This is a genomic window from Blastomonas sp. RAC04 (assembly GCF_001713435.1).
GTDB classification, from domain to species: domain Bacteria; phylum Pseudomonadota; class Alphaproteobacteria; order Sphingomonadales; family Sphingomonadaceae; genus Blastomonas; species Blastomonas fulva.
Map to the genome: position 1 here is coordinate 1,044,206 of NZ_CP016460.1, position 19,970 is coordinate 1,064,175.

General features: G+C 62.9%; 21 protein-coding genes and 1 tRNA gene. 12 read left to right on the top strand and 10 right to left on the bottom strand.

Annotated features, from left to right (window positions below):
- Positions 1-108: 108 nt before the first annotated feature.
- The 5 genes from BSY18_RS06050 (at position 109) to BSY18_RS06070 (ending at position 5,651) form a co-directional block, all read left to right on the top strand.
- Positions 109-312 (top strand): hypothetical protein, encoded by a 204-nt coding sequence (locus BSY18_RS06050; RefSeq protein WP_231683908.1) that lies wholly within the window; start codon positions 109-111, stop codon positions 310-312.
- Positions 313-317: 5 nt separating this feature from the next.
- A complete protein-coding gene (locus tag BSY18_RS06055; protein WP_069049994.1) occupies positions 318-2,147 on the top strand; it encodes a hypothetical protein in 1,830 nt (609 codons plus the stop codon).
- Between the two features lie 3 nt (positions 2,148-2,150).
- A complete protein-coding gene (locus BSY18_RS06060) occupies positions 2,151-3,074 on the top strand; it encodes a tyrosine recombinase (protein ID WP_069049995.1) in 924 nt (307 codons plus the stop codon).
- A gap of 18 nt (positions 3,075-3,092) precedes the next feature.
- Positions 3,093-4,040 (top strand): acetyl-CoA carboxylase carboxyltransferase subunit alpha, encoded by a 948-nt coding sequence (locus BSY18_RS06065; protein WP_069051740.1) that lies wholly within the window; start codon positions 3,093-3,095, stop codon positions 4,038-4,040.
- Positions 4,041-4,169: 129 nt separating this feature from the next.
- Positions 4,170-5,651 (top strand): M48 family metalloprotease, encoded by a 1,482-nt coding sequence (locus BSY18_RS06070; RefSeq protein ID WP_236823461.1) that lies wholly within the window; start codon positions 4,170-4,172, stop codon positions 5,649-5,651.
- 68 nt (positions 5,652-5,719) lie between these two features.
- On the opposite strand, the gene BSY18_RS06075 is transcribed toward BSY18_RS06070, so the two are convergent.
- Positions 5,720-5,887 (bottom strand): Flp family type IVb pilin, encoded by a 168-nt coding sequence (locus BSY18_RS06075; protein ID WP_054134947.1) that lies wholly within the window; start codon positions 5,885-5,887, stop codon positions 5,720-5,722.
- Between the two features lie 131 nt (positions 5,888-6,018).
- Positions 6,019-6,195 (bottom strand): Flp family type IVb pilin, encoded by a 177-nt coding sequence (locus BSY18_RS20610; protein ID WP_082382286.1) that lies wholly within the window; start codon positions 6,193-6,195, stop codon positions 6,019-6,021.
- 88 nt (positions 6,196-6,283) lie between these two features.
- Here BSY18_RS20610 and BSY18_RS06080 point away from each other — a divergent pair, with 88 nt between their 5' ends.
- The 7 genes from BSY18_RS06080 to BSY18_RS06110 all read left to right on the top strand — a co-directional run bounded on the left by BSY18_RS06080 (position 6,284) and on the right by BSY18_RS06110 (position 9,329).
- Complete coding sequence (locus BSY18_RS06080) at positions 6,284-6,715, top strand: (deoxy)nucleoside triphosphate pyrophosphohydrolase (protein WP_069049996.1); 432 nt, start codon at positions 6,284-6,286, stop codon at positions 6,713-6,715.
- Between the two features lie 65 nt (positions 6,716-6,780).
- Positions 6,781-6,857 (top strand) — tRNA-Arg (locus BSY18_RS06085).
- Between the two features lie 163 nt (positions 6,858-7,020).
- The gene (gene hppD / locus BSY18_RS06090) at positions 7,021-8,124 is read left to right on the top strand and encodes a 4-hydroxyphenylpyruvate dioxygenase (protein ID WP_069051742.1); all 1,104 of its coding nucleotides are present in this window, start codon (positions 7,021-7,023) and stop codon (positions 8,122-8,124) included.
- Positions 8,121-8,669: a VOC family protein gene (locus tag BSY18_RS06095; RefSeq protein WP_069049997.1), complete on the top strand. Its 549-nt coding sequence runs from the start codon at positions 8,121-8,123 to the stop codon at positions 8,667-8,669. The genes hppD and BSY18_RS06095 overlap by 4 nt, the downstream gene beginning before the upstream one ends.
- Positions 8,670-8,680: 11 nt before the next feature.
- Complete coding sequence (locus BSY18_RS06100) at positions 8,681-8,944, top strand: hypothetical protein (protein ID WP_069049998.1); 264 nt, start codon at positions 8,681-8,683, stop codon at positions 8,942-8,944.
- Positions 8,945-8,946: 2 nt separating this feature from the next.
- Complete coding sequence (locus BSY18_RS06105) at positions 8,947-9,126, top strand: DUF4169 family protein (RefSeq protein WP_054134943.1); 180 nt, start codon at positions 8,947-8,949, stop codon at positions 9,124-9,126.
- The gene (locus BSY18_RS06110) at positions 9,126-9,329 is read left to right on the top strand and encodes a hypothetical protein (protein ID WP_054134942.1); all 204 of its coding nucleotides are present in this window, start codon (positions 9,126-9,128) and stop codon (positions 9,327-9,329) included. The genes BSY18_RS06105 and BSY18_RS06110 overlap by 1 nt, the downstream gene beginning before the upstream one ends.
- Positions 9,330-9,340: 11 nt before the next feature.
- On the opposite strand, the gene BSY18_RS06115 is transcribed toward BSY18_RS06110, so the two are convergent.
- The 8 genes from BSY18_RS06115 to BSY18_RS06150 form a co-directional block, all read right to left on the bottom strand.
- Complete coding sequence (locus BSY18_RS06115; RefSeq protein WP_069049999.1) at positions 9,341-10,240, bottom strand: haloalkane dehalogenase; 900 nt, start codon at positions 10,238-10,240, stop codon at positions 9,341-9,343.
- 143 nt (positions 10,241-10,383) lie between these two features.
- On the bottom strand, positions 10,384-11,463 hold the full coding sequence (locus tag BSY18_RS06120; RefSeq protein WP_069050000.1) for a helix-turn-helix transcriptional regulator: 1,080 nt from the start codon (positions 11,461-11,463) through the stop codon (positions 10,384-10,386).
- 10 nt (positions 11,464-11,473) lie between these two features.
- Complete coding sequence (locus BSY18_RS06125; protein WP_150126220.1) at positions 11,474-11,770, bottom strand: hypothetical protein; 297 nt, start codon at positions 11,768-11,770, stop codon at positions 11,474-11,476.
- Positions 11,771-11,858: 88 nt separating this feature from the next.
- Entirely contained in the window at positions 11,859-12,605 is a 747-nt protein-coding gene (locus BSY18_RS06130; protein ID WP_069050002.1) for a hypothetical protein, read from the bottom strand.
- Complete coding sequence (locus BSY18_RS06135) at positions 12,605-13,300, bottom strand: hypothetical protein (RefSeq protein WP_083231335.1); 696 nt, start codon at positions 13,298-13,300, stop codon at positions 12,605-12,607. Before BSY18_RS06135 ends, BSY18_RS06130 begins: the two co-directional genes overlap by 1 nt.
- A gap of 78 nt (positions 13,301-13,378) precedes the next feature.
- The gene (locus tag BSY18_RS06140) at positions 13,379-15,052 is read right to left on the bottom strand and encodes a beta strand repeat-containing protein (protein WP_069050004.1); all 1,674 of its coding nucleotides are present in this window, start codon (positions 15,050-15,052) and stop codon (positions 13,379-13,381) included.
- A 71-nt stretch (positions 15,053-15,123) separates the two neighbouring features.
- The gene (locus BSY18_RS06145; RefSeq protein ID WP_083231336.1) at positions 15,124-17,397 is read right to left on the bottom strand and encodes a beta strand repeat-containing protein; all 2,274 of its coding nucleotides are present in this window, start codon (positions 17,395-17,397) and stop codon (positions 15,124-15,126) included.
- Positions 17,398-17,459: 62 nt separating this feature from the next.
- Positions 17,460-19,709, bottom strand: coding sequence for a beta strand repeat-containing protein (locus BSY18_RS06150; protein ID WP_069050006.1), 2,250 nt, complete (start codon positions 19,707-19,709; stop codon positions 17,460-17,462).
- Positions 19,710-19,970: the final 261 nt, after the last annotated feature.

Below are 19,970 nucleotides of genomic sequence, written 5' to 3' on the forward strand. Positions count from 1 at the left end.
AAGCTTCGCGGGGTCTGATTTTCGGTTCTGCAGCATTGCCGCGCAGCCTATAAATAGGCTAGGCGGTGGCGCAAGTTTTCTAGACACTTCACGGAGCATATGTCGGCCATGGCCATTTTGGGACAGAATTACCGGCAGCGCAGGCGGCCCAAGGGACCGCTCATCCTGGTTGCACTGGCTGTTCTGGTTGTCGCGTTCCTGGCGTTCGCCTATTCGCGCGGTGGCGAGGTTCCCACCGCACGCGTCGAAAAGCAGATCGCCTTGCCAACGGCAGCGGCGTCCAACGCCGCCACGGCGCAGCCCGAGGGCTGATCGCGATGCGCCGGGGAATGCTGCTGGCCTGTGCCAGCCTGATGGCGGTGGCGTTTGTATCTGCTCCCGTGATCGGACAGAACGAAGCACCGGAGTCGCTGCTGCCCCCCGGGTTCAACGATCCCGCGCCTGCGCCGTCGCAGTCCGAACCGCCGCCCTTGCCCGAGCCCGGCCGCACCGGACCCCAGGCTCCCGTCGTCCCCGGTACGCCGCCCCCGCTGGTCCCCCTGCCTTCGCTGGCAGGTCAGGAAGAAAGCGACGAGGCGCTGAGCGAGGAACTCGCTGCGTTGCAGGAGCAGCTTGCAGAACAGCTCGCGCTCACCCAGGCGCTGCCACCCAGCGCGCGCCGTTCGCTGGACCTCATCGGCCCCTTGAGCCAGGCCAATGGCGGTTTTGCCGCGTCCTCGCTCGGCAATATCGGCGGACGCTATGCCCAGACGCTGGTGCGCCGCACCGGTGGGCGTATCGTGTCGCGCTGGGCCTCGCTGGGCCTGCAGAAGCTGCTGCTGAGCGAACTCAACACTCCGCAGGGGATCAACGGCGCAAACTGGGCTGCTGAACGGGCGGCATTGCTGCTGCGCATCGGATCGGCCGATGGCGCGGTGCGAATGGTGCAGGCGATCGATCCGCCCGCCGCGACCCCGCGCCTGCTCGATGTGGCGCTGACCAGCTATGTTTCCGCCGCCGATCCGCTGGGCATGTGCCCGCTGCTGCCCTTCGCCCGTGACACCGCAAAGGGCAAGGAATGGCAGCTGATCCGCGCGATCTGCTCGGGCTTCTCCGGAGAGGGCAGCTCGGCGCGCGAACAGATCGATCGCGCCCGCCGCCAGAGCGGCATGGACCGGATCGATGTGGTGCTGGCAGAAAAGATCGTCGGAGCAAGCCTCAACGGCAGGCGCGCAGTGACGGTGCAATGGGATGACGTGAACCAGCTCACCCGCTGGCGTTTCGGGCTGGCGCTGACCGCCGGGATCGAGCCTCCCGAGGCGCTGTATGCCAGTGCCGACCGCAACTATCAGGCGTGGCGCGCGCGCGCGCCGATGGCGCCGCTGGCCTCGCGCGTGCAGGCGGCAGACATGGCCGCTGCGATGGGCGTGCTTTCCAGCCGCGACATGATCGATCTGTACGGCGCGACATTTGACGATCCGGGCACCGATGATGCGCTGCGCGATCGCATGGCGCTGCTGCGCACCGCCTATGTCGCTGCCGATCCCGATGACCGGGTGCGCGCGATGCACGCGCTGTGGAACCGGTCCGAAAACGCGTTCGTACGCTATTCTGCGCATGTCCTGACCGCCCACGCGGCAGCGCGCGTCGCTCCGTCGGAAGACGTCGGTGATGCTGCCGATGACCTTATCGTCTCGATGGTGTCGGCGGGCTTCGATACCAGTGCGGCGCGCTGGACCGGTATCGTGTCCGAAGGCAGTCTGGGCTGGGCCGTGCTCGCGCTCGCCTCGCCGGGGCGCTCGCCGCTGGGATCATCGGAAGTCAGCAGCTTCTTCGACAATGACGAGAGCGCGAACGCGCGCAAGAGCGCCTTTCTGGTTGCGGGCCTGGCTGGGCTCAACCGGATCAGCACCGCCGATCGCGATTCGCTGGCCGAGGACCTGGGCATCCGGCTGGGCGGCGAAACCCGCTGGACCCGGGCGATCCGCGCCGCCGCATCGCAAGGCAATGATGGGCTGGTGACGCTGCTGGTCGCGATGGGCATGCAGGGCGACGACTGGTCGGCGATGACCCCGCGCCAGCTGTTCCACGTCGTTTCGGCGCTCCGCATCGCCGGGCGTCAGGCAGAGGCCCGGATGATCGCTGCAGAAGCTGTCAGCCGCGCCTGACCGATGGCAGGCGACGACGCCCGTCTGATCGACCGCTTTCTGGAAATGATGGCCGCAGAGCGCGGCGCGGCCGCGAACACGCTCGCCGCGTATCGCCGCGACCTCGAACAGGCGTCCGATGTGCTGGCAGGTGCGCTGGTGCAGGCGGGGGAGGCGGGGTTGGCCCGTCTGGACCATCACTGGCGCGATCTTGCCTCGAGCACCGTCGCGCGCAAATCCTCTGCGCTGCGTGGCTTTTTCGCCTTTCTGCAGGATGAGGGGCTGGCGGAGGCCAGTGCGGGCAACGCATCCACGGCGATTGCTCGCCCGAAAGTGCAAAGACCGCTGCCCAAGATCCTGAGTCAAGACGATATTGCCCGGCTGTTCACGCTGGCAGAAGAGCGCGCGGCGGCGCCAGAGGCAAGGCCATCGGACCTGCGGCTGCTCGCGCTGATCGAGCTGCTCTATGGATCGGGTTTGCGCGCCAGCGAGTTGGTCAGCCTGCCGCGTGCGGCGGCCAGCATCGGGCGACCGTTGCTGGCAATCACCGGCAAGGGCGACAAGCAGCGGCTGGTGCCGATCTCGGGCCGCGCGCGCGATGCGCTTGCGCGCTGGCTGGCAGTGAGCACGGTCGAGACGCGCTGGCTGTTCCCCTCGCGCACCGGGCATATCAGCCGCATCCGCTTGTTCCAGCTGATCAAGGACTTCGCCGCCAGCGCGGGGATCGATCCGGCACGGGTGAGCCCGCATGTGCTGCGCCACGCCTTTGCTACGCATCTGCTCGAAGGCGGCGCGGATCTGCGCACGTTGCAGACCTTTCTGGGCCATGCCGATATCGCGACCACTCAGATTTACACCCATGTCGACAGCAAAAGGCTGGTCGAGCTGGTCAATCGTCGCCACCCGCTTGCGCAGATGAACCTTGCCGACAGGCAGCGGCGTGGCTAGCAGGGCAAGACTATGACCATGACAAGCTATCTGGAATTCGAAAAGCCGATCGCCGCGCTTGATGCGCGCATCGCCGAATTGCGCGAAACCGCCGACACCGGCGAGATCGATATCGACAGCGAGATCGAGCGGCTCGCGGCCAAGTCACGCAAGCTGCTGGCCTCGACTTATGCCGGGCTGACCCCCTGGCAGAAGACGCTCGTTGCCCGGCATCCCGCGCGCCCGCATTTCAAGCATTATGTCGCAGGGATGTTCGACGAGTTTCTGCCGCTGGCAGGCGACCGTGCCTTTGGCGACGACAAGGCGATCATGGGCGGCTTTGCGCGCATGGGCGAACAGCGTCTGGTGGTCATCGGGCACGAAAAGGGCGACACCACCGAAAGCCGCATCCGCCACAATTTCGGCATGGGCAAACCCGAAGGCTATCGCAAGGCGATCCGCCTGATGGACCTGGCAGACCGGTTCGGGCTTCCCGTGGTTACATTGGTCGACACCTCGGGCGCGTTTCCCGGCGTGCAGGCCGAGGAGCGCGGTCAGGCCGAGGCGATTGCCCGCTCGACCGAGCGCTGCCTTTCGCTGGGCGTGCCGATGGTCTCAGCGATCGTCGGCGAGGGCGGATCGGGCGGCGCGGTGGCGCTTGCTTCGGCCGAGCGCGTGCTGATGTTCGAACATGCGGTCTATTCGGTGATCTCGCCCGAAGGCTGCGCCTCTATCCTGTGGCGGACCGCAGACCGTGCGGCAGATGCTGCCGAAGCGATGCAGGTGACCGCAGCCGATCTCAAGCGGCTCAACGTTATCGACCGGATCGTCAAGGAACCCGTGGGTGGCGCGCATCGTGATTCGGTGCAGGCGATCCAGGAACTGGCCAAGGCGGTCCGCGAGGAACTGGAAACGCTCAAGAAGCTGAGCCCGCTCGAGCTGCGCGCGGCGCGCGAAGCCCGCTTCCTGGCAATCGGCGCACTTTGATCTCGATGTAAATTCGCGCAACCGCACGCGGTCTGCGTCGTTGTGGCGACAAGCCCGTTTGATCATGGTGCCCGCACAGGGCATCATGCGATCGATCGGCACAGACAAACGACCGACAAGGAGGGTGCGATGGCACGGCGGATGAAGGTTTTTGCGTTCACGGTTGCAGTGGCTTTGGGGACGACCGCGCTGCTACCGGGCGTACTGGCGCCCAAGGCAGAGGCGCTGGTTGCGCAGGCCCAGTCGATCACCGCTTCGGAAAAGCGTCAGGGCGCAGAGGTGCATCCCAAGCTGCTCGAGGAATTCGGCGGTGCGTACCAGGTGGCGCAGACCTCCTATGTCGTTCAGGTCGGCAAGGGCATTGCGGTGCAATCTGGCCTTGGCAACGCGCGCGACGATTTTACCGTCACGCTGCTCAACTCGCCGGTCAACAACGCTTTCGCGATCCCCGGCGGCTATGTCTATGTCACCCGGCAGCTGCTGGCGCTGATGAACGACGAGGCCGAGCTGGCCGGCGTTCTGGGGCATGAAGTCGGCCATGTCGCCGCACGTCATTCCGAAAAGCGGCAAAAGGCGGCGCAGCGCAACAGCATCATCGGCCTGCTCGGCCAGATCGGCGCGGCCGTGCTGCTGGGCGATGGCGCGGCAGGCCAGCTTGGCCAGCAGGTGTTCGGCACCGGGACACAGCTGCTGACGCTGAAATACTCGCGCAAGCAGGAAGAGGAGGCCGACGATCTGGGCGTGCGCTATCTCAGCAGCGCAGGCTATGACCCCAGGGCGCTCTCCTCGATGCTGGGGTCGCTTGCGGCGCAGCAGGCGATCGATGCCCGCGCACAGGGCGGCAACGCCCGCTCTGTGCCCGAATGGGCGAGCACCCACCCCGATCCCGCCCGCCGCGTGACGCGCGCAGCGACTGTCGCCAGCCGGTTCAGCGGAACCCAGCGCAACCGCGACGTGTTCCTCTCGCGGCTCGATGGGCTGCTCTATGGTGATGATCCCAAGCAGGGCATGGTGCAGGGCAGGGAGTTCCTGCATCCTGAGCTAGGGCTGAAATTCTCTGTCCCGCAAGGATACGCCATGCAGAATGGCACCAGTGCTGTGTCGATCAGCGGCCAGTCGGCGCAGGCGCAGTTCACCATGGGCCAGTTCTCGGGCGACCTCACGCGCTATGTCGATCAGGCATTCCGTGCGGTGGGTGGCGAACAGCAGCTGAATTACGGGCAGATCCAGCGGACCACGGTCAACGGCCTGCCTGCGGCCTATGCCACCGCGCGCGTCGCCGCCAATCGCCAGACGCTAGATGTGACCATCTTCGCGTACAGCTTCGGCAACAACCGGGCCTATCATTTCGTTGCGATCACGCCTGCCGGGCAGAGCAACCTGTTCACGCCGATGTATCAGTCGGTGAAGCGGCTTTCCGGCGCCGAAGCCTCGGCCATCAGGCCGCGGCGGCTGCGGGTGGTGACCGTCCAGCGTGGCGACACCGTGCAGTCCATGGCTGCGCGCATGGCCTATGACGATCTGCGGGCCGAGCGCTTCATCGCGCTCAACGGGCTGGCATCCGGCGCCACCCTTACCCCCGGGCAGAAGGTCAAGATCGTCAGCTATTGATCGCGGCGAACATACAAAAAAGGGCGGCATCACTGCCGCCCTTTTCCGTTTGGCTGTGGCCGTAAGGCTTAGCCGGTGGTCAGCTTGGTGCTGACGGTGTTGAAGGTGCTGGAGAGGTTGGTGCCCAGCGAGCTCATCGCGGTGATGGCTGCAACGGCGATCAGGGCGGCGATCAGGCCGTATTCGATGGCGGTGGCGCCCTTCTTGTTGCCGAGAATGTTGCGAATGGTCTTCATGTCAGGTCTCCTGTTCGAGGTCTTCACTTCCCCGTCCCATCTTCACGCATGCCGATTGGACAAGACCGGGAGTAAAACTAAATGCTTACGATATTCCTAAGATTGATCGGGGTGTCTGAAATTCCGACACCTTACTCTTCCTTGGGGACGATATTGGTTTTGACGTAGCCCCACATGCTGATGGTGTTGCCGGCTACGGAGTTGATGGCGGTCATGCAGGCGATAGCCACCAGAGCCACGATCAAGCCGTATTCAATGGCGGTTGCACCGCGTTTTGATTTGGCCAATTGAGCAAAGAAATGGCGCATGGTGGTTCCGAAACTAGCCGGGGACCCGCTTGCCCCAACCGCAGATTTGCAAAATCCCGTTTCCAAAAGGTTAAAACAGGCATGCGAGATGGAAATTAATCCGACACTCTTCCCCGTGGTGGCGGCACTGCTGGTCGATGGAGCTGGCAGGCTGCTGGTGCAGCAGCGCCCGCCCGGCAAGATGATGGCAGGGCTGTGGGAGTTTCCCGGTGGCAAGATCGAGCCGGGAGAGACGCCAGAGGCGGCGTTGGCGCGCGAACTGGGCGAAGAGCTGGGCATCCAGGTAGCAGTAGCCGACCTGACACCGCTGACCTTTGCGAGCGATGCGCTGGGCACGCGCCATCTTATCCTGCTGCTGTACCGTTGCGATAGCTGGATAGGCGAGCCGGAGCCGCTGCACGCCAGCACGATTTGCTGGGTCACCGTCGACGATTTGCGGGCGCTGGATATGCCGCCGGCCGATCTTCCGCTGCTCGGCGCGATCGAACAATCCCTGCGCCATCGGGGTGGCGCGCAATAAAGCGACCTGCGGCCCAAAAAGGTGTTGCCATCCCGCAGGCCGCTGACTATGTCGCCAACTCCAACGCGCCCGTAGCTCAGCTGGATAGAGCATCAGACTACGAATCTGAGGGTCGGACGTTCGAATCGTTCCGGGCGCACCATTCCCCCCAAAAGGGGAAAGTGGACTGAAAAGGCGGGCAGCTTGCCCGCCTTTTTCTGTTTGGGCACATGGTCGCCCTGATGGGTCAATATAGTTTCATTTGACACCATTTTGTCTGCAGGGTATTCCTGTGCGCACAGTAACCGCGCATGGAGGATGATCTCATGGCCGACCTTTTCGAAAACCCCCTGGGCCTGGACGGGTTCGAGTTCATCGAATTCTGCGCACCCGAAAAGGGTCTGCTCGAGCCGGTGTTCACCGCTATGGGCTTCACCCGCATCGCCCAGCATCGCTCCAAGGACGTCCATTTGTGGCGCCAGGGTGATATCAACCTGATTGCCAACTATGAGCCGGCAAGCCCGGCTGCGTATTTCGCTGCCGAACACGGCCCGTCGGCCTGCGGCATGGGCTTTCGTGTACAGAACGCGCGCATCGCCTATCGCGAGGCGCTGGATCGCGGTGCAGAGCCGGTCGAGACCCGGACGGGGCCGATGGAACTGCGGCTGCCCGCGATCCGCGGCATCGGTGGCGCGATGATCTATCTGGTCGATCGCTATGCCAGCCTCGAAAACCCCGAAGCGCTATCGATCTACGACATCGATTTCGAATATCTGCCCGGCGTCGATCGCCATCCGGTGGGCGCGGGCTTCAAGATGATCGATCACCTCACGCACAATGTCTATGGCGGCCGCATGGACCATTGGGCGAAATTCTACGAGCGCGTCTTCAACTTCCGTGAAATCCGCTTCTTCGACATCAAGGGCGAATATACCGGGCTCACCAGCCGCGCGATGACCGCGCCCGATGGCAAGATCCGCATTCCGCTGAACGAGGAAGGCGCGAAAGGCGGCGGCCAGATCGACGAGTTCCTGCGCGCCTACAATGGCGAGGGCATCCAGCACATCGCCTTCATCTGCGACGACCTGATCGGCTGCCTCGACCGCATCAGGGCGATGGGCGCGCCGCTGATGACGCCGCCGCCGGGCACCTATTATGAAGCGCTTGAAGAGCGCTTGCCGGGCCATGGCGAGCCTGTGGAAGAGCTGCAGATGCGCGGCATCCTGCTTGATGGATCGACCGAGAACAACGATCCGCGGCTGCTGCTGCAGATCTTCGGCCAACCGGTGATCGGCCCGGTGTTCTTCGAGTTCATCCAGCGCAAGAAGGACGAAGGCTTCGGCAACGGCAACTTCACCGCTCTGTTCAAGTCGATGGAAGAGGACCAGCTGCGCCGCGGCGTGCTCAAGGTTCAGGAGCCAGCGGAATGACCGCACCGTTCGCACTCTCGCGCATCCACCACGTCGCTTATCGCTGCAAGGACGCCAAGCAGACGGTGGAATGGTACGAGAAGGTGCTGGGCATGACCTACACCAGCGCGTTCTCGGAAGATCATGTGCCCTCCACCGGTGCCTATGATCCGTACATGCACGTCTTCCTCGATTGCGGCGGCGGCAACGTGCTGGCGTTCTTCGAACTGCCCGAGCAGCCCGAAATGGGCCGCGACGCCAACACCCCCGAATGGGTACAGCATATCGCGTTCGAGGTCGCCGATCTCGCCGCGCTGAACGCCGCCAAGGCGCATATCGAGGGACTGGGCATCGATGTGCTGGGGCCGACCTTCCACGGCATTTTCCGCTCGATCTATTTCTTCGACCCCAATGGCCACCGCGTCGAGCTCGCCTGCAATATCGGCAAGCCCGAGCATTATGCCGAGCTCAAGCGCGTGGCTCCGTTGATGCTCGACGAGTGGAGCCGCACCAAAAAGGCTCCGCGGCATGCCGACTGGTTGCACAAGGATCCCGATGCGGCCTAAGGATCTGCGTCATGACCTTTGAAGATCAACTGGAACGCTATTTCGGGACGCGCGATCCTGCCGCCATTGCCCCGCAGGCGGTGGATGCGGCGATCGAGCGGATGCAGGTCGACCTGGGCCTGTCGACAGTTCCGGGCGAGCGCTTCGCCATCTGGTGCATGCTGTTCATGTTCGGCCAAGCCCCGGATATCGACGCGACCTTTGCCGACCGGTCGGAGCGCGATCTGGCGCGGGATTTCATCGAAATGTCGGAACGGGCAGGGGAGGCACCCTGAACATGGCCGAGATTATCAACCTGCGCCAGGCGCGCAAGGCGCACAAGCGCAAGCAGGCCGAAACCACCGCCGCAGCAAACCGCGCGAGGTTTGGCCAGACCAAGGCGGAGCGCACCACGAACGCGGCCGAGAGCGACCGCGCGGCACGGCTGCTCGACGGCGCGCGGCTGGAGAAGGACTGATGCGCTCGACCTCCGATTCGGTCAGCGTGCGGCTGTACCTGCTCGATGGCGACGTCGAGGGCGGGGCAACCAGCAGCCTGTTCTACGGCCCGCTGGCAGAGGCGCTACACATCGCCGCGCAGCAAAGCGCCGAGGTTCAGGAAGGCCTGTACATCGCCACCGATAACGACGTCGTCGCCTATCTCGACCTGATCGAGGAGTAAGCGGCGCCCGGTCAGGCCTGGCGCGCGACCTCGAGAATGCAGTCGGCAAACCCTTGCGGATCATCCTCCTGGATGAAGTGACCGCCGCTCAGCGGGCGATGCTTCTGTCCGGCGGTCCCCGGCACGCGCCCGACGAACAGCGCGTCGCCGCCACGGGTGATGGGATCGCGATCGCTGAAACAGCACAGGAACGGCTTTTCCCACCGGTCGAGAATCTCCCAGGCCTTGAGCTGGTCGGGCACCGCGACATTGGGGCCCAGCGGCACGAAGCTGGGGAAGATACGCGCGCCTGCCTTGAAGCTGCCATCGGGGAAGGGGGCGTCGTAGGCCGCGATCTCGGCGTCTGACAGCGTGCGTGCGGTGCCCTTGGCGATGATCTTGCCGATCGGAAACACCGGGCTCCATTTGGAAAACGCGCGCCAGATCGCAAAGGCACGCGGCGCATCCTGGCCTGCGGGCAGCCCGCCATTGGACAGCACGACGCCGTTGAAGCGTCCGGGCATTTCGGCGACCAGACGAAGACCGATCAGCGATCCCCAGTCCTGGCATGCCAGAGTGATGTTGGTGAGATCGAGCTTCTCGATCCACCGCCGCATCCAGGCGACATGGCGCGCATAGCTGTAGTCACTCTTGAGCGCGGGCTTGTCCGATTTGCCAAAACCGATGAGGTCGGGTGCAACTACGCGCAATCCCGCATCTGCCACCGGGCCAATCATGAATCGGTAGAGATAGCTCCAGCTCGGCTCGCCATGCATCATCAGCACAACCGGCGCATCGCGCGGGCCTTCGTCGACATAGTGGATTCGCAGGCGCGTGCCATCGGTGGCGTCGGCGATCTCCGCGTAATGCGGCGCGAACGGAAAATCGGTGATCCCCGCAAACCTGCTGTCGGGCGTTCTCAAAACGCGCATGTCATCTCCCGCATTCGCGCCAAGTTATGGCATATCATATGACATATGATTGGCGGACGGACAATGGGTCTGCGCGGGGGCTTGCATTGAACGTGGAGGACGGGCGACCACATTCCCGCGGTTGCACGCTTGCGGGCTTGGGGTCAGGAGAACCTGTCGGCCAGCCGCAGCAGGTCTATCCGGTTGCGGATCTTGGTTCGGTCGAAGATCTGCGCCAGAAACACACGCGCGGTGTTCTTGCTGATGGACATCAGGTTGGCTGCGTCATCGAGCGAATAGACGTGCCGCAGGAACTTGAGCAGTTCGGCCTGGCGCCGGGTCAGCCCGAATGCCCCCATGAACACCTTTTCGGGTTCTGCAGGGTGCCGGACATAGGTGACGGTGATGCTCGCCAAGCGGGTCGAGTCCTCTCCCACCACCGCCGAAATGTGCACAACGGAATCGGTCAGATCCCCCTTGTGTGCCAAGGGCGTCGAATCGTGCGGCGGCAGGTTGTGCAGGACATTTATCAGCGCCGCCTGGAAGTCGGCCGGCAGTGCGCCCAACTGGCCCTCGTCGCCCAGCCTGGCCAGCCCCGTCATCGCCAACAGGTACCGCGTCATGCCACCGGCATCGACCACCATCAGGTTTTCGTCCACGCACAGCTGGAACGAGTCAATGTTGCGCAACGGCGTAAACGGCCGGTCGGTCGCGCCACCGTTGCGGATGTCCATGCGCAGCATGGAGTTCACCATGTTGAACTTGTGGTAGAATTCCGTGAAAAATCCCATCAGTCCATTCTGGCTGCTGCTCGACTTGTCACGGTGCACAGCCATGACGATCCGGGCATTGTCGACACAGGGCAGGACCAGCACCGCGGCATTGCGTGGCGCATTGGCGGTTTCCAGCCACGACCAGAATTCGCTGTTGTGACCCTGCAGGCTCGATTGCTGGATTTCGTCGTCGAAGATGACGCCGTTCTTGCCATAGGCCTGGACATATTCCAGTCGCGGATCGACCTGGGCATAGTGTTCGGCATAGGCATCCACGACCGCCTGGTCGAAGCCATAGGTACCCAAGGAGGTGACCGACTGGCCATCCCCCAGGATCAGATCCATGGTCATGGCTTCGGCGCCGACGATCTCGCTCATCGACTTGAGCGACTGTGACCAGCTGATATTCCCCAGGGCCGCTTCGGCAATATATTCGTCCAGCTTGTCGAACTGGTTGGAAATGACAATCATCGGGTCGTCGTCATCCGTCCGTCGAGGAGCGAACCACTGTGTATTCGTCGCGGCCATCGATCGAGACGATGAGCTTGACGCGCCAATCGTCCGATCCGCCGAAACGGATGTTGCTGAGCACCCTGCCGGCATCGCTCAGACTGCTGAACGAGCTGGTGTTTGCGGTGCGGTTGGATGTGCCCGATTCGGATTCGATCCGGAAGTGCCCCGAACAGGCGCATGGCCCGGCAGCAACCACCCTGGCACTGACCAGTGGTCCATCCTTTTCCACGATGAGGGAGATCGGCTGATCCGGCAGGCTGCTCATGGCTGGGGCACTCTCATCGATCGAGGGGGAGGCCCCGGCAGCGCCGGGGTGCATCGCTGCAGCGGTCATGGCAGCAAGCCAGGGCCATTTATCGGGGAGGCTGGGCATTGACCACTCCAAGGATGGCATCGATGGCGTCGGTCGCCTCGGCAGGGATCTGGGATTCGGCATCGTCCTGCGGCGGCAGGCTTGCGCCTTGCCCCGCGCTCGCCACCGCCGCGATCGCCAGATCGTCATTGGTCAGCTCTGCATTGCGTCCTGCGGCTAGCCGCCGCGCCGCGCCATCGGTGGCATCGACCGAGGTCGGCACCGTGTATTGCTGCGCGAGCAGGCGCTGTTCGGCGGAGAGCTGCGGCTGGGTTCGTCCCGGAAACTCTCCCGCGCGGCTTTCCAGTGTCTTGGAACAGATGTCGGGGCTCTGGGAACCCTGCTCTTCGTCGCAGGCATCCGATCCCTCGAGCCTCTGCAGCGAAAGCTGGCCGGCATCCTGACCTGGAGCGCTCAGCTGCGGGGGCGGGGAGGGGCGGGTGGAGCGGCTGGGAACCTGAATGGCTCCGGTCTGGCCGTCATTGTCGGGGCGCACGCCCCCAATCGCGGGGACCTGAAGCGATCGATCGGACGGCATCGCCTGATCACTGGATACCGCCATGCGGCGATCCTTGTCTTCTTTGGGCGCAGATGCTGGCGCGTCGGACTCCTGCGCCGAAGCACCAGGCAGCCACTGGGTCGACCAGACCGCAAACAGCACCAGCAGCACCAAGAGTGTAAAGCGCTTCAACTGCCGCAAGCTCGGAACATACCGATCCACGATCCGGGTTGAAAGCTGCTGTGCCATCAACTGCCCCCGTTGGATTGCACGATGGAGATTGCCTGGTTGCCACTCTGCACGATCTGCAGATCGGAAAGGCCGGTGCCGTCCTGAACCCAGCGCAACTGGTTGGCTGCTCCGTTCTGGGTTGCGGTCATGGCGTTGTTGTCACCCGTCTGGATCAACTCGGCGCGGTTTTCAGACCCTGTCTGCTGTAGCTGCATCTGGTTACCCGAACCGTGCTGAGCAAGAATTGTTCCGTTCATGCCACTTGAAGTAGCAGATTGGTCGAGAAGGATGGCATTGTTTTCGCCGTTCTGTTCGATCAGCGCAATATTACTGCCACCGACTTCGGCGTCCTGCACGATAACAGCGCTGTTGAGGAGGCCGGTCTGGTCGAGTTCAAGATAGGCAAGGCCAGAGCCGGTCTGATTGACGCGGGCCATGTTGGCCTCGCCGTCCTGCGCGATATCGGCAAACTGGTTGCTCGAGCTCTGGCTGATGCTGGCCTGGTTTTCATCGCCCACCTGCGTGACGAACGCGCTGGTGCGGACGGGATTGGGACGGGCAATTTCGATAGGCTGCAGGTCTGCGCTGGCGCTGCAGGTGCCGGTCACGATGCCGGCGCAAGGGTTGGCGGCGGGATCCTGTGCCCATGCGACTTGCGAGCACATGACAAAGGCCACTGCGGTCAGTGTCAGCTTTGAAATGGATGTCCGCATGAAACCTGTCCTTGAAAAGTGTCGGTGCGATCCTGCTCCCGGGAGACCGGAAGCAGGATCACGACCGCTAGTCAGGTCTTAAAGACCCTGGGTAACCACGGCGATGTGGTTGGTACCGCCCTGGTTGATGAACGATTCGTTCGAGTTGGAGTTCTGCGTGACGCTTGCCGCATGACCCGATCCGGTCTGGATGATCTGCGACAGGTTGTCTTCGCCCAGCTGGGTCACGTTGGCCGTCTGGTCGCTGCCACCCTGGTTGATGCTGGAGGTGTTGTCCGAACCGTTCTGGAGAACGTTGGCGTTGAGCAGCACTGCGCCGCCATTGCCGGTCTGCGTCACGGTGCTGGTGTTGAAACCGTTGCCGCCCTGCGAGACATTGGCCGAGAGGCTGGTGCCCTGCTGGTTGGTCAGCGCGCGGTTGGCGTTGGAGATCTGAGTGATCGACGCGGCGTTATCGCTGCCGGTGTCGCCACCCTGGATGATCTGGGCGCCGAACGCGAAGCCGCCGCCACCAACGTTGAGCGATCCGACCTGAGAGATCGTCGCGCTCTGGTTTTCACCGCGCTGCAGGGTCTGAGCGGTGTTGTCGTTGCCGCCCTGCGTGATGCTTGCCACCTGGTTTTCACCGAAGCCGGTATCGAACAGTCCACCGAGGAAGCCGCCGCGGTCACGACCCTGATCGACTTCGGCGGAGTTGCCGCTGCCGGGCTGGGTGATCGTTGCAGTCTGGTCTTCACCGCGCTGTGCGATGACGGCCGAGTTGTCGCTGCCTGCCTGGGTGACGAGAGCGTTGTGGTTGCGACCAACGCCGCCACCCTGATCGACGGTCGCGGTGTTCACGTCGCCGGTCTGGATGATGTCGGCGTTTTCGTTGAAGCCGCGCTGCACGATGGTTCCGGTGTTCTGGAAGCCGTCCTGACGAACATCGGCGGTGTGGTCGGAGCTGGCATTGGCGCCCTGATCGATCGAGGCGATGTTGTTGTTGCCGCCCTTCTGCTCGATGAACGCTTCATGCAGACCGCCAGCCTGACGCACGGTGGCATCGTTGCCGGTGCTCAGCTGGACTACGCCAGCTGCAGTGCTGCTGCCCACGCCGTTGCCGGCACCACCCTGGATGATGTCGGAATCGTTGTCGTCGCCTTCCTGCAGGACATTGGCGACGTTGGCTCCAAGGCCGGTCTGGACCAGCGTCGAGTCATTGAATTCGCCGCTCTGCGTGACGACGGCCTGGTTGAGGCCGCTGCTCTGCGTCAGGATCGATTCGTTGTTGTCACCGCTCTGGTCGACATCGGCGGTGTTCAGGTTGCCCGACTGGGTGACGGTGGACTCATTGTCCAGGCCGCTCTGGTTCACATCTGCATCGTCGAGATCGCCGCTCTGGGTGACCAGCGAGTCGTTGCCACCGGTCGACTGCGTAACGGTCGCGGTCGAGAAGTCGTTGGTCTGGACGACGCGCGAGAAGTTGTCGACGCCCGACTGGGTGACTTCGGCGTTGTTGTTGTCATCGCTGCTGCCGGTGCCGTTGTCCTGAACGATTTCCGATTCATTGAAATCGCCTGACTGGGTCAGCGTGGCGTTGTTGGTGTCACCACCCTGGGTGATGGTCGACTTGCCGTTGCTGCCGCTCTGGCCGACGGTTGCGCCGCCGTCCTGGCCGGTCTGGGTGACGGTCGAGGTGTTGTTCTGCGCCATCGCGGGAACCGCGGTGAGCAGTGCCAGCGACGATGCGCTGAGGAGAAGAAGCTTTTTCATGGGTCTTGATCCTTGATTGAGTAATCGCTGGACTGGCGTCCACGCGGTGGACGCCAGTCTTTGCTATTGTTTTAGTTGGGCAGCGGCAGTGCGGAACCCTGGGTCACGGTCGCAGCATTGTTGGTGCCGCTCTGCGTGACCGTCGAGATGTTCGAGTCGGAGTACTGGAACACCGACGCAGTGTTGCCGGAACCACCCTGGGTCACAGTCGACTCATTGAAGTTCCCAGCCTGCAAGACGTTGGCAGTGTTGAGATCACCAGACTGGTTGATCAGCGAGTCATTGTTGTCGCCGGTCTGGTCAACGACTGCAGTCAGCGTGTCGTTGGTATTGTCGGCGTCGGTGATGCCCTGATTGACCGTAGAGGTGTTCTCGTCGCCGATCTGCGTAATGTTGGCAAAGAACTGACCGTTCAGTCCGCTCGATCCCTGGGTGATGAACGAGGTGTTATCCGTTCCTCCCTGATCCACCTCGGCAAAGCCCTGGCGACCGTCCTGAGTGATCGTCGATGCAGCACGCAGGCTGCCAACGCGCTGGCGCACGCCTGCACCGCCCTGATCGGTCGGAGCCTGAGCCTGATCATTCACAACGTTGCTGGTGCCATTCTGCACGATCGTCGAGGTCCCGGAGGTACCCAGCTGATCGACAAATGCGTTGTTGCCCAAGGCGTTCTGCGTGATGCTTGAGGTATTGCTGTTGCCGATCTGGTCGACTTCAGCACGGTTGGTACGGGCATTCTGGTCGATCACCGAGTTGTTGCCGGTTCCAGTCTGGTTGTTCACAGCGATGCTGTTTGCACCAGTCTGGAAAACGTCAGAGTCGTTGCCGGTACCATTCTGCACGATCGTGGTGCGCTGGCCGGTGTTGGCAATCGGGCTCGGGTCAGAGCTGTCCTGCTCCACCAGAGCATTGTTGCCCGTTCCGGTCTGCGTCACATTCACGAACGTGCCTACAGAACCGCCGCCGAAACCGGTCTGCGTCACGTCCGAAGTGTTGCCCAGTCCGTTCTGAGTGACGTTCACAGAGGCATCGTTGGCCGACTGCTCCACATCGGAGACGTTGCCGTCGCCGGTCTGGCTGACCGTAGCAAACGAACCCGTGCCGCTCTGGTTGACGTCCGAGTCATTCGACGGGAAGCCGTTGGTCGGGACGTTGGCCAGCTGGGTTACCGAAGCGGTGGAAGCACCCGACTGGGTCACGGTCGACAGGTTGTCGCCCTGACCTACGCCAGGTCCGCCCGACGAGGGGCTGCCGGTCTGGCTGACGGTTGCCAATGCACCTGCGGCAGTAGCCGTCTGGTTCACCGTCGAACGGTTGTAGACGCCGGTCTGCCCGACGGTAGCGGTGGCATCTGAGTTCTGCGTGACGTTCGACAGGTTCAGTTCACCGGTCTGGGTCACGGTTGCCTCGGCACCATCGGCGGTCTGGGTGACGAACGAGTCATTGTTCGGCGGAGCGATACCATAGGAGTCGCTGCCCGACTGGGTAACCGTGGCGGTTGCTGCGCCCGACTGCTGGATGTTCGAACGGTTTTCGTCTCCGGTCTGCAAGACGGTTGCAGTGGCCCCCGGCGCAATCGCCGACTGATTGACGACAGAAACGTTGTCGTTGCCGTTCTGGGTTGTGGTGGCGTCGTTCAGCGCACCCGACTGGGTGATGTTGGAGCTGTTGGCGATACCGGTCTGATTGACGGTCGCATCCTGCTTGCCATTCTGCACTGCGGTGTTCTGCAGCACATTGGCGATGTTGCCAGTCCCGTTCTGGTTCACGTCGGCCTTGGTTTCGTTGCCGCCACCTCCGCTGTTCTGCTGCTGCTGCACGAACGACGAGTTGCCGTCGCCAAGCTGATCAACATTTGCCTGCGAGAACGACGAGGGATCCTGATCGACCGTGGAGCTGTTGTCGTCACCGGTCTGGATGACACCAGCAGCCGACGAATTCAGCGCATTGCCGACGCCGTTGCTGTTGCCGTTCTGGTCGATCTGCGAGGTGTTGCCATCGCCGGTCTGCCGAACTTCGGCTTCGCTCGAGTTGCCGGCCTGATTGATCGTGGAGCTGCTGTCGCCGTTCTGAATGACTTCGGCCTGCTGGCGATTTCCGCTCTGGTTGATCTTCGAATAGGCTCCGTCACCCGACTGGGTAACTGCAACTTCGATTTGACGAGTTGCATCGGTGCCGTTGCCGTTCTGGTCAACATCAGATTCGGCATTGCTGCCGTTCTGGGTCACGGTCGCCTTCGAGAAGGCGCCGACCTGGTCGACGTTCGAAAGGTTGTTCTGCGCGATCGCCGGTGCGGCGAAGAGTGCGATCGACGAAACGCCGATCATAAGAAGCTTCTTCATCATGAATTCCTTTTTTGGAAAGAGCCGGCGCCCCCACCTATGGGAGCGCCGGTCGTGTCAGACGATCAGTTCACGCCACCGCTCTGCGTGACGACCGCAGAGTTGTTGTTGCCCGACTGGAAGACGTTAGAGATGTTGTCGCTCGACGACTGGCTGACGGTTGCGGCGTTGTTGTCGCCGGTCTGGTCGACCAGCGAGAAGTTGCCGGTGCCTGCCTGGGTGACGAGCGCCGTGTTGGCATCGCCGCTCTGCAGGATCTGCGACTCTTCGCCGGACGATGCAGCCGTCTGGATCAGAGTGGCGGCATTTCCTGCTCCACCCTGGTTGACCACCGAGATGCCAAGATCGCCCAGCTGCTGGACATCCGCAGCCGCCCGAAGGCCTGCTGCCGATGCACCCGTCTGCGTGACAGTCGAGTCATTGCCATCGCCGATCTGCTCGACGAACGCGCTGGTCGATGCCGACTGGGTGACAGTCGAGTCGTTGCCCGAACCGCCCTGAGTGACGTCAGCTTCGGCGCCCGAAGCACCTGCCAGCTGCGAAACGATCGAGTCGTTGTCGGTTCCGGTCTGCGTCACGTTGGCGCGGGCGTCAGCTGCAGGCGTTCCCTGCGTGATCGAGGACGTCAGGAACGTGCCGTCCTGATTGACGGTCGCCTGGCCATCGATAGCGGCCTGATCGACGGTGGATTCGTTGTTCGAACCGTTCTGCGTGACCGAAGCCTCACCGCCTTCGCCCGACTGCGTGATGTCGGAAACGTTGGTGAATGCCGGGCCAACCGAAGGCTGGCCGGTCTGGATCACGGTTGCCGTTGCACCCACGGTCTGCGTCACGGTGGACACGTTGTCCCCGTAGCCGCCGCCCTGGCTGACATCTGCAACTGCGCCGCCGGTACCCGTCTGGGTGATCGTCGAGGTGTTGAAGATGTTGTCCTGTTCGACGATCGCAGTGCTGTCCACAGCGTTCTGCGTAACCGTGGACTTGTTCAGAACGCCATCCTGGTCAACTGTTGCCGACGAACCGCCGGCAAGGGCCTGCTGCTGCACGTCCGACACGTTGTTGGCACGGCCGGCAAACGGTCCCGGGTTCGACTGGTTGCCGCCCTGGCTAACCAGAGCAGTTGCATCCGAAGCCTGGACGATCGTCGACAGGTTGTCGTCGCTGGTCTGAGTGCTCGTGGCAAGAGCGCCAGCCGACGTCGAAGTCTGGGTGATCGTTGACACGTTGTCATCGCCGGTCTGGACGATCGTCGCATCCACAGGCACGGCAGCCTGGCTGATCGAGGCATCGTTGAAATCACCGGTCTGGGTGATGTCGGCCGTGGCGTTGTCCGCCGGGGTAACAGGCGAGGTCAGCGGATTGTTGTCGCCGGTTCCATCGCCGTCCTGACGGATAACAGTGCCGATGTTGTTGTTGCCGGTCTGCGTGACGCTGGCGTCGGCAAAATTGCCGTCCTGGGTGATCGACGCGGTGTTGAGATTGCCGGTCTGGATCACGTCAGCAACCTGATCGTTTCCGGTCTGGGTTACGGTCGAGGTGTTGTCGTCACCGGTCTGCGACACACCGATATTGGTGTCGAAGTTGGTGAGGTTGTTGTCCGGATCGCCAGCATCGGCATTGTTGCCGGTCTGCGTGACGAGCGAGGAGTTGCCGTCGCCAATCTGGCGGACCGACGCTTCGCTGTTGCCGCCCGACTGGATGATGTCGGATTCGCTGCTGCCGTCCTGCGATACAAACACATTGGCTGCGCCGCCAGCCTGGCTGACATTGGAGTCCGCAGCGCCGCTGAGCTGGAACACGCTTGCACGCTGGTTGGTGCCCATCTGGGTGACAGTGCTCACTGCGCCATTTGTGGCTGCGCCCTGGTTCACATAGGCCTGGCCGTCGTTGCCGGTCTGCGTGACGAACGATCCGGTGCCAACGCCGCCGCCCGTGCCGTTCTGGATGACAGTGGCGGTGTTGCCCTTGTCGGTCGCGGAGTTGCCCTGGATGATCGACGAGCGCATGCCATTGCCGCCCTGGTCGAGCGTCGCGCTGCTGCGGTTGCCCTGCTGGTTGACGGTCGAGACGCCGTTGGTGCCGGTCTGATCGACATCAGCGACGAGCGTGCGCCCGGCGTTGGGGCCCGAAGCGAAGGTCGCTGCGCCATTGCCGTTCTGGTCCACATCCGAGTTGTTGCCCGAACCCGACTGTACAACCGTGGCCTTCGCCGCGGTGCCGAGCTGGTCGACGGTGGAGGTGTTGTCCTGCGCTACCGCGGGAGCTGCGATCATCAGCGCAAGCGCCGAGACCGAGGTGTAAATGGAGGTCTTCATGGTTGATAATCCTCTTTCGAAGGGTCATAACCATGCTGCTCCGGAAGCAGACTGCTTCCAGGGTCAGCATGATTGTTTCACACGCACTCATTGTTGTCACGCTCACGCACCGGAGTTGCACCTCCGGTGCGTGAGTTTTGTCAGGCTTTTGTTGCATCGCCGAATACCGCCTGACCGGCTTCGGCTCTCTTCCGCGATCCTCGGGTTTTGAACCGGTCTGAACGATCAGATCGGCCTTGCACCCTTGCAATTTCGACCGTC

Excerpts from the sequence above, each read along its gene's own strand:
- BSY18_RS06050 (WP_231683908.1), top strand. The coding sequence starts at position 109 with ATGGCCATTTTGGGACAGAATTACCGGCAGCGCAGGCGGCCCAAGGGA.
- BSY18_RS06055 (WP_069049994.1), top strand. The coding sequence starts at position 318 with ATGCGCCGGGGAATGCTGCTGGCCTGTGCCAGCCTGATGGCGGTGGCG.
- BSY18_RS06060 (WP_069049995.1), top strand. The coding sequence starts at position 2,151 with ATGGCAGGCGACGACGCCCGTCTGATCGACCGCTTTCTGGAAATGATG.
- BSY18_RS06065 (WP_069051740.1), top strand. The coding sequence starts at position 3,093 with ATGACAAGCTATCTGGAATTCGAAAAGCCGATCGCCGCGCTTGATGCG.
- BSY18_RS06070 (WP_236823461.1), top strand. The coding sequence starts at position 4,170 with ATGGCACGGCGGATGAAGGTTTTTGCGTTCACGGTTGCAGTGGCTTTG.
- BSY18_RS06075 (WP_054134947.1), bottom strand. The coding sequence starts at position 5,887 with ATGAAGACCATTCGCAACATTCTCGGCAACAAGAAGGGCGCCACCGCC.
- BSY18_RS20610 (WP_082382286.1), bottom strand. The coding sequence starts at position 6,195 with ATGCGCCATTTCTTTGCTCAATTGGCCAAATCAAAACGCGGTGCAACC.
- BSY18_RS06080 (WP_069049996.1), top strand. The coding sequence starts at position 6,284 with ATGGAAATTAATCCGACACTCTTCCCCGTGGTGGCGGCACTGCTGGTC.
- hppD (WP_069051742.1), top strand. The coding sequence starts at position 7,021 with ATGGCCGACCTTTTCGAAAACCCCCTGGGCCTGGACGGGTTCGAGTTC.
- BSY18_RS06095 (WP_069049997.1), top strand. The coding sequence starts at position 8,121 with ATGACCGCACCGTTCGCACTCTCGCGCATCCACCACGTCGCTTATCGC.
- BSY18_RS06100 (WP_069049998.1), top strand. The coding sequence starts at position 8,681 with ATGACCTTTGAAGATCAACTGGAACGCTATTTCGGGACGCGCGATCCT.
- BSY18_RS06105 (WP_054134943.1), top strand. The coding sequence starts at position 8,947 with ATGGCCGAGATTATCAACCTGCGCCAGGCGCGCAAGGCGCACAAGCGC.
- BSY18_RS06110 (WP_054134942.1), top strand. The coding sequence starts at position 9,126 with ATGCGCTCGACCTCCGATTCGGTCAGCGTGCGGCTGTACCTGCTCGAT.
- BSY18_RS06115 (WP_069049999.1), bottom strand. The coding sequence starts at position 10,240 with ATGCGCGTTTTGAGAACGCCCGACAGCAGGTTTGCGGGGATCACCGAT.
- BSY18_RS06120 (WP_069050000.1), bottom strand. The coding sequence starts at position 11,463 with ATGATTGTCATTTCCAACCAGTTCGACAAGCTGGACGAATATATTGCC.
- BSY18_RS06125 (WP_150126220.1), bottom strand. The coding sequence starts at position 11,770 with ATGAGCAGCCTGCCGGATCAGCCGATCTCCCTCATCGTGGAAAAGGAT.
- BSY18_RS06130 (WP_069050002.1), bottom strand. The coding sequence starts at position 12,605 with ATGGCACAGCAGCTTTCAACCCGGATCGTGGATCGGTATGTTCCGAGC.
- BSY18_RS06135 (WP_083231335.1), bottom strand. The coding sequence starts at position 13,300 with ATGCGGACATCCATTTCAAAGCTGACACTGACCGCAGTGGCCTTTGTC.
- BSY18_RS06140 (WP_069050004.1), bottom strand. The coding sequence starts at position 15,052 with ATGAAAAAGCTTCTTCTCCTCAGCGCATCGTCGCTGGCACTGCTCACC.
- BSY18_RS06145 (WP_083231336.1), bottom strand. The coding sequence starts at position 17,397 with ATGATGAAGAAGCTTCTTATGATCGGCGTTTCGTCGATCGCACTCTTC.
- BSY18_RS06150 (WP_069050006.1), bottom strand. The coding sequence starts at position 19,709 with ATGAAGACCTCCATTTACACCTCGGTCTCGGCGCTTGCGCTGATGATC.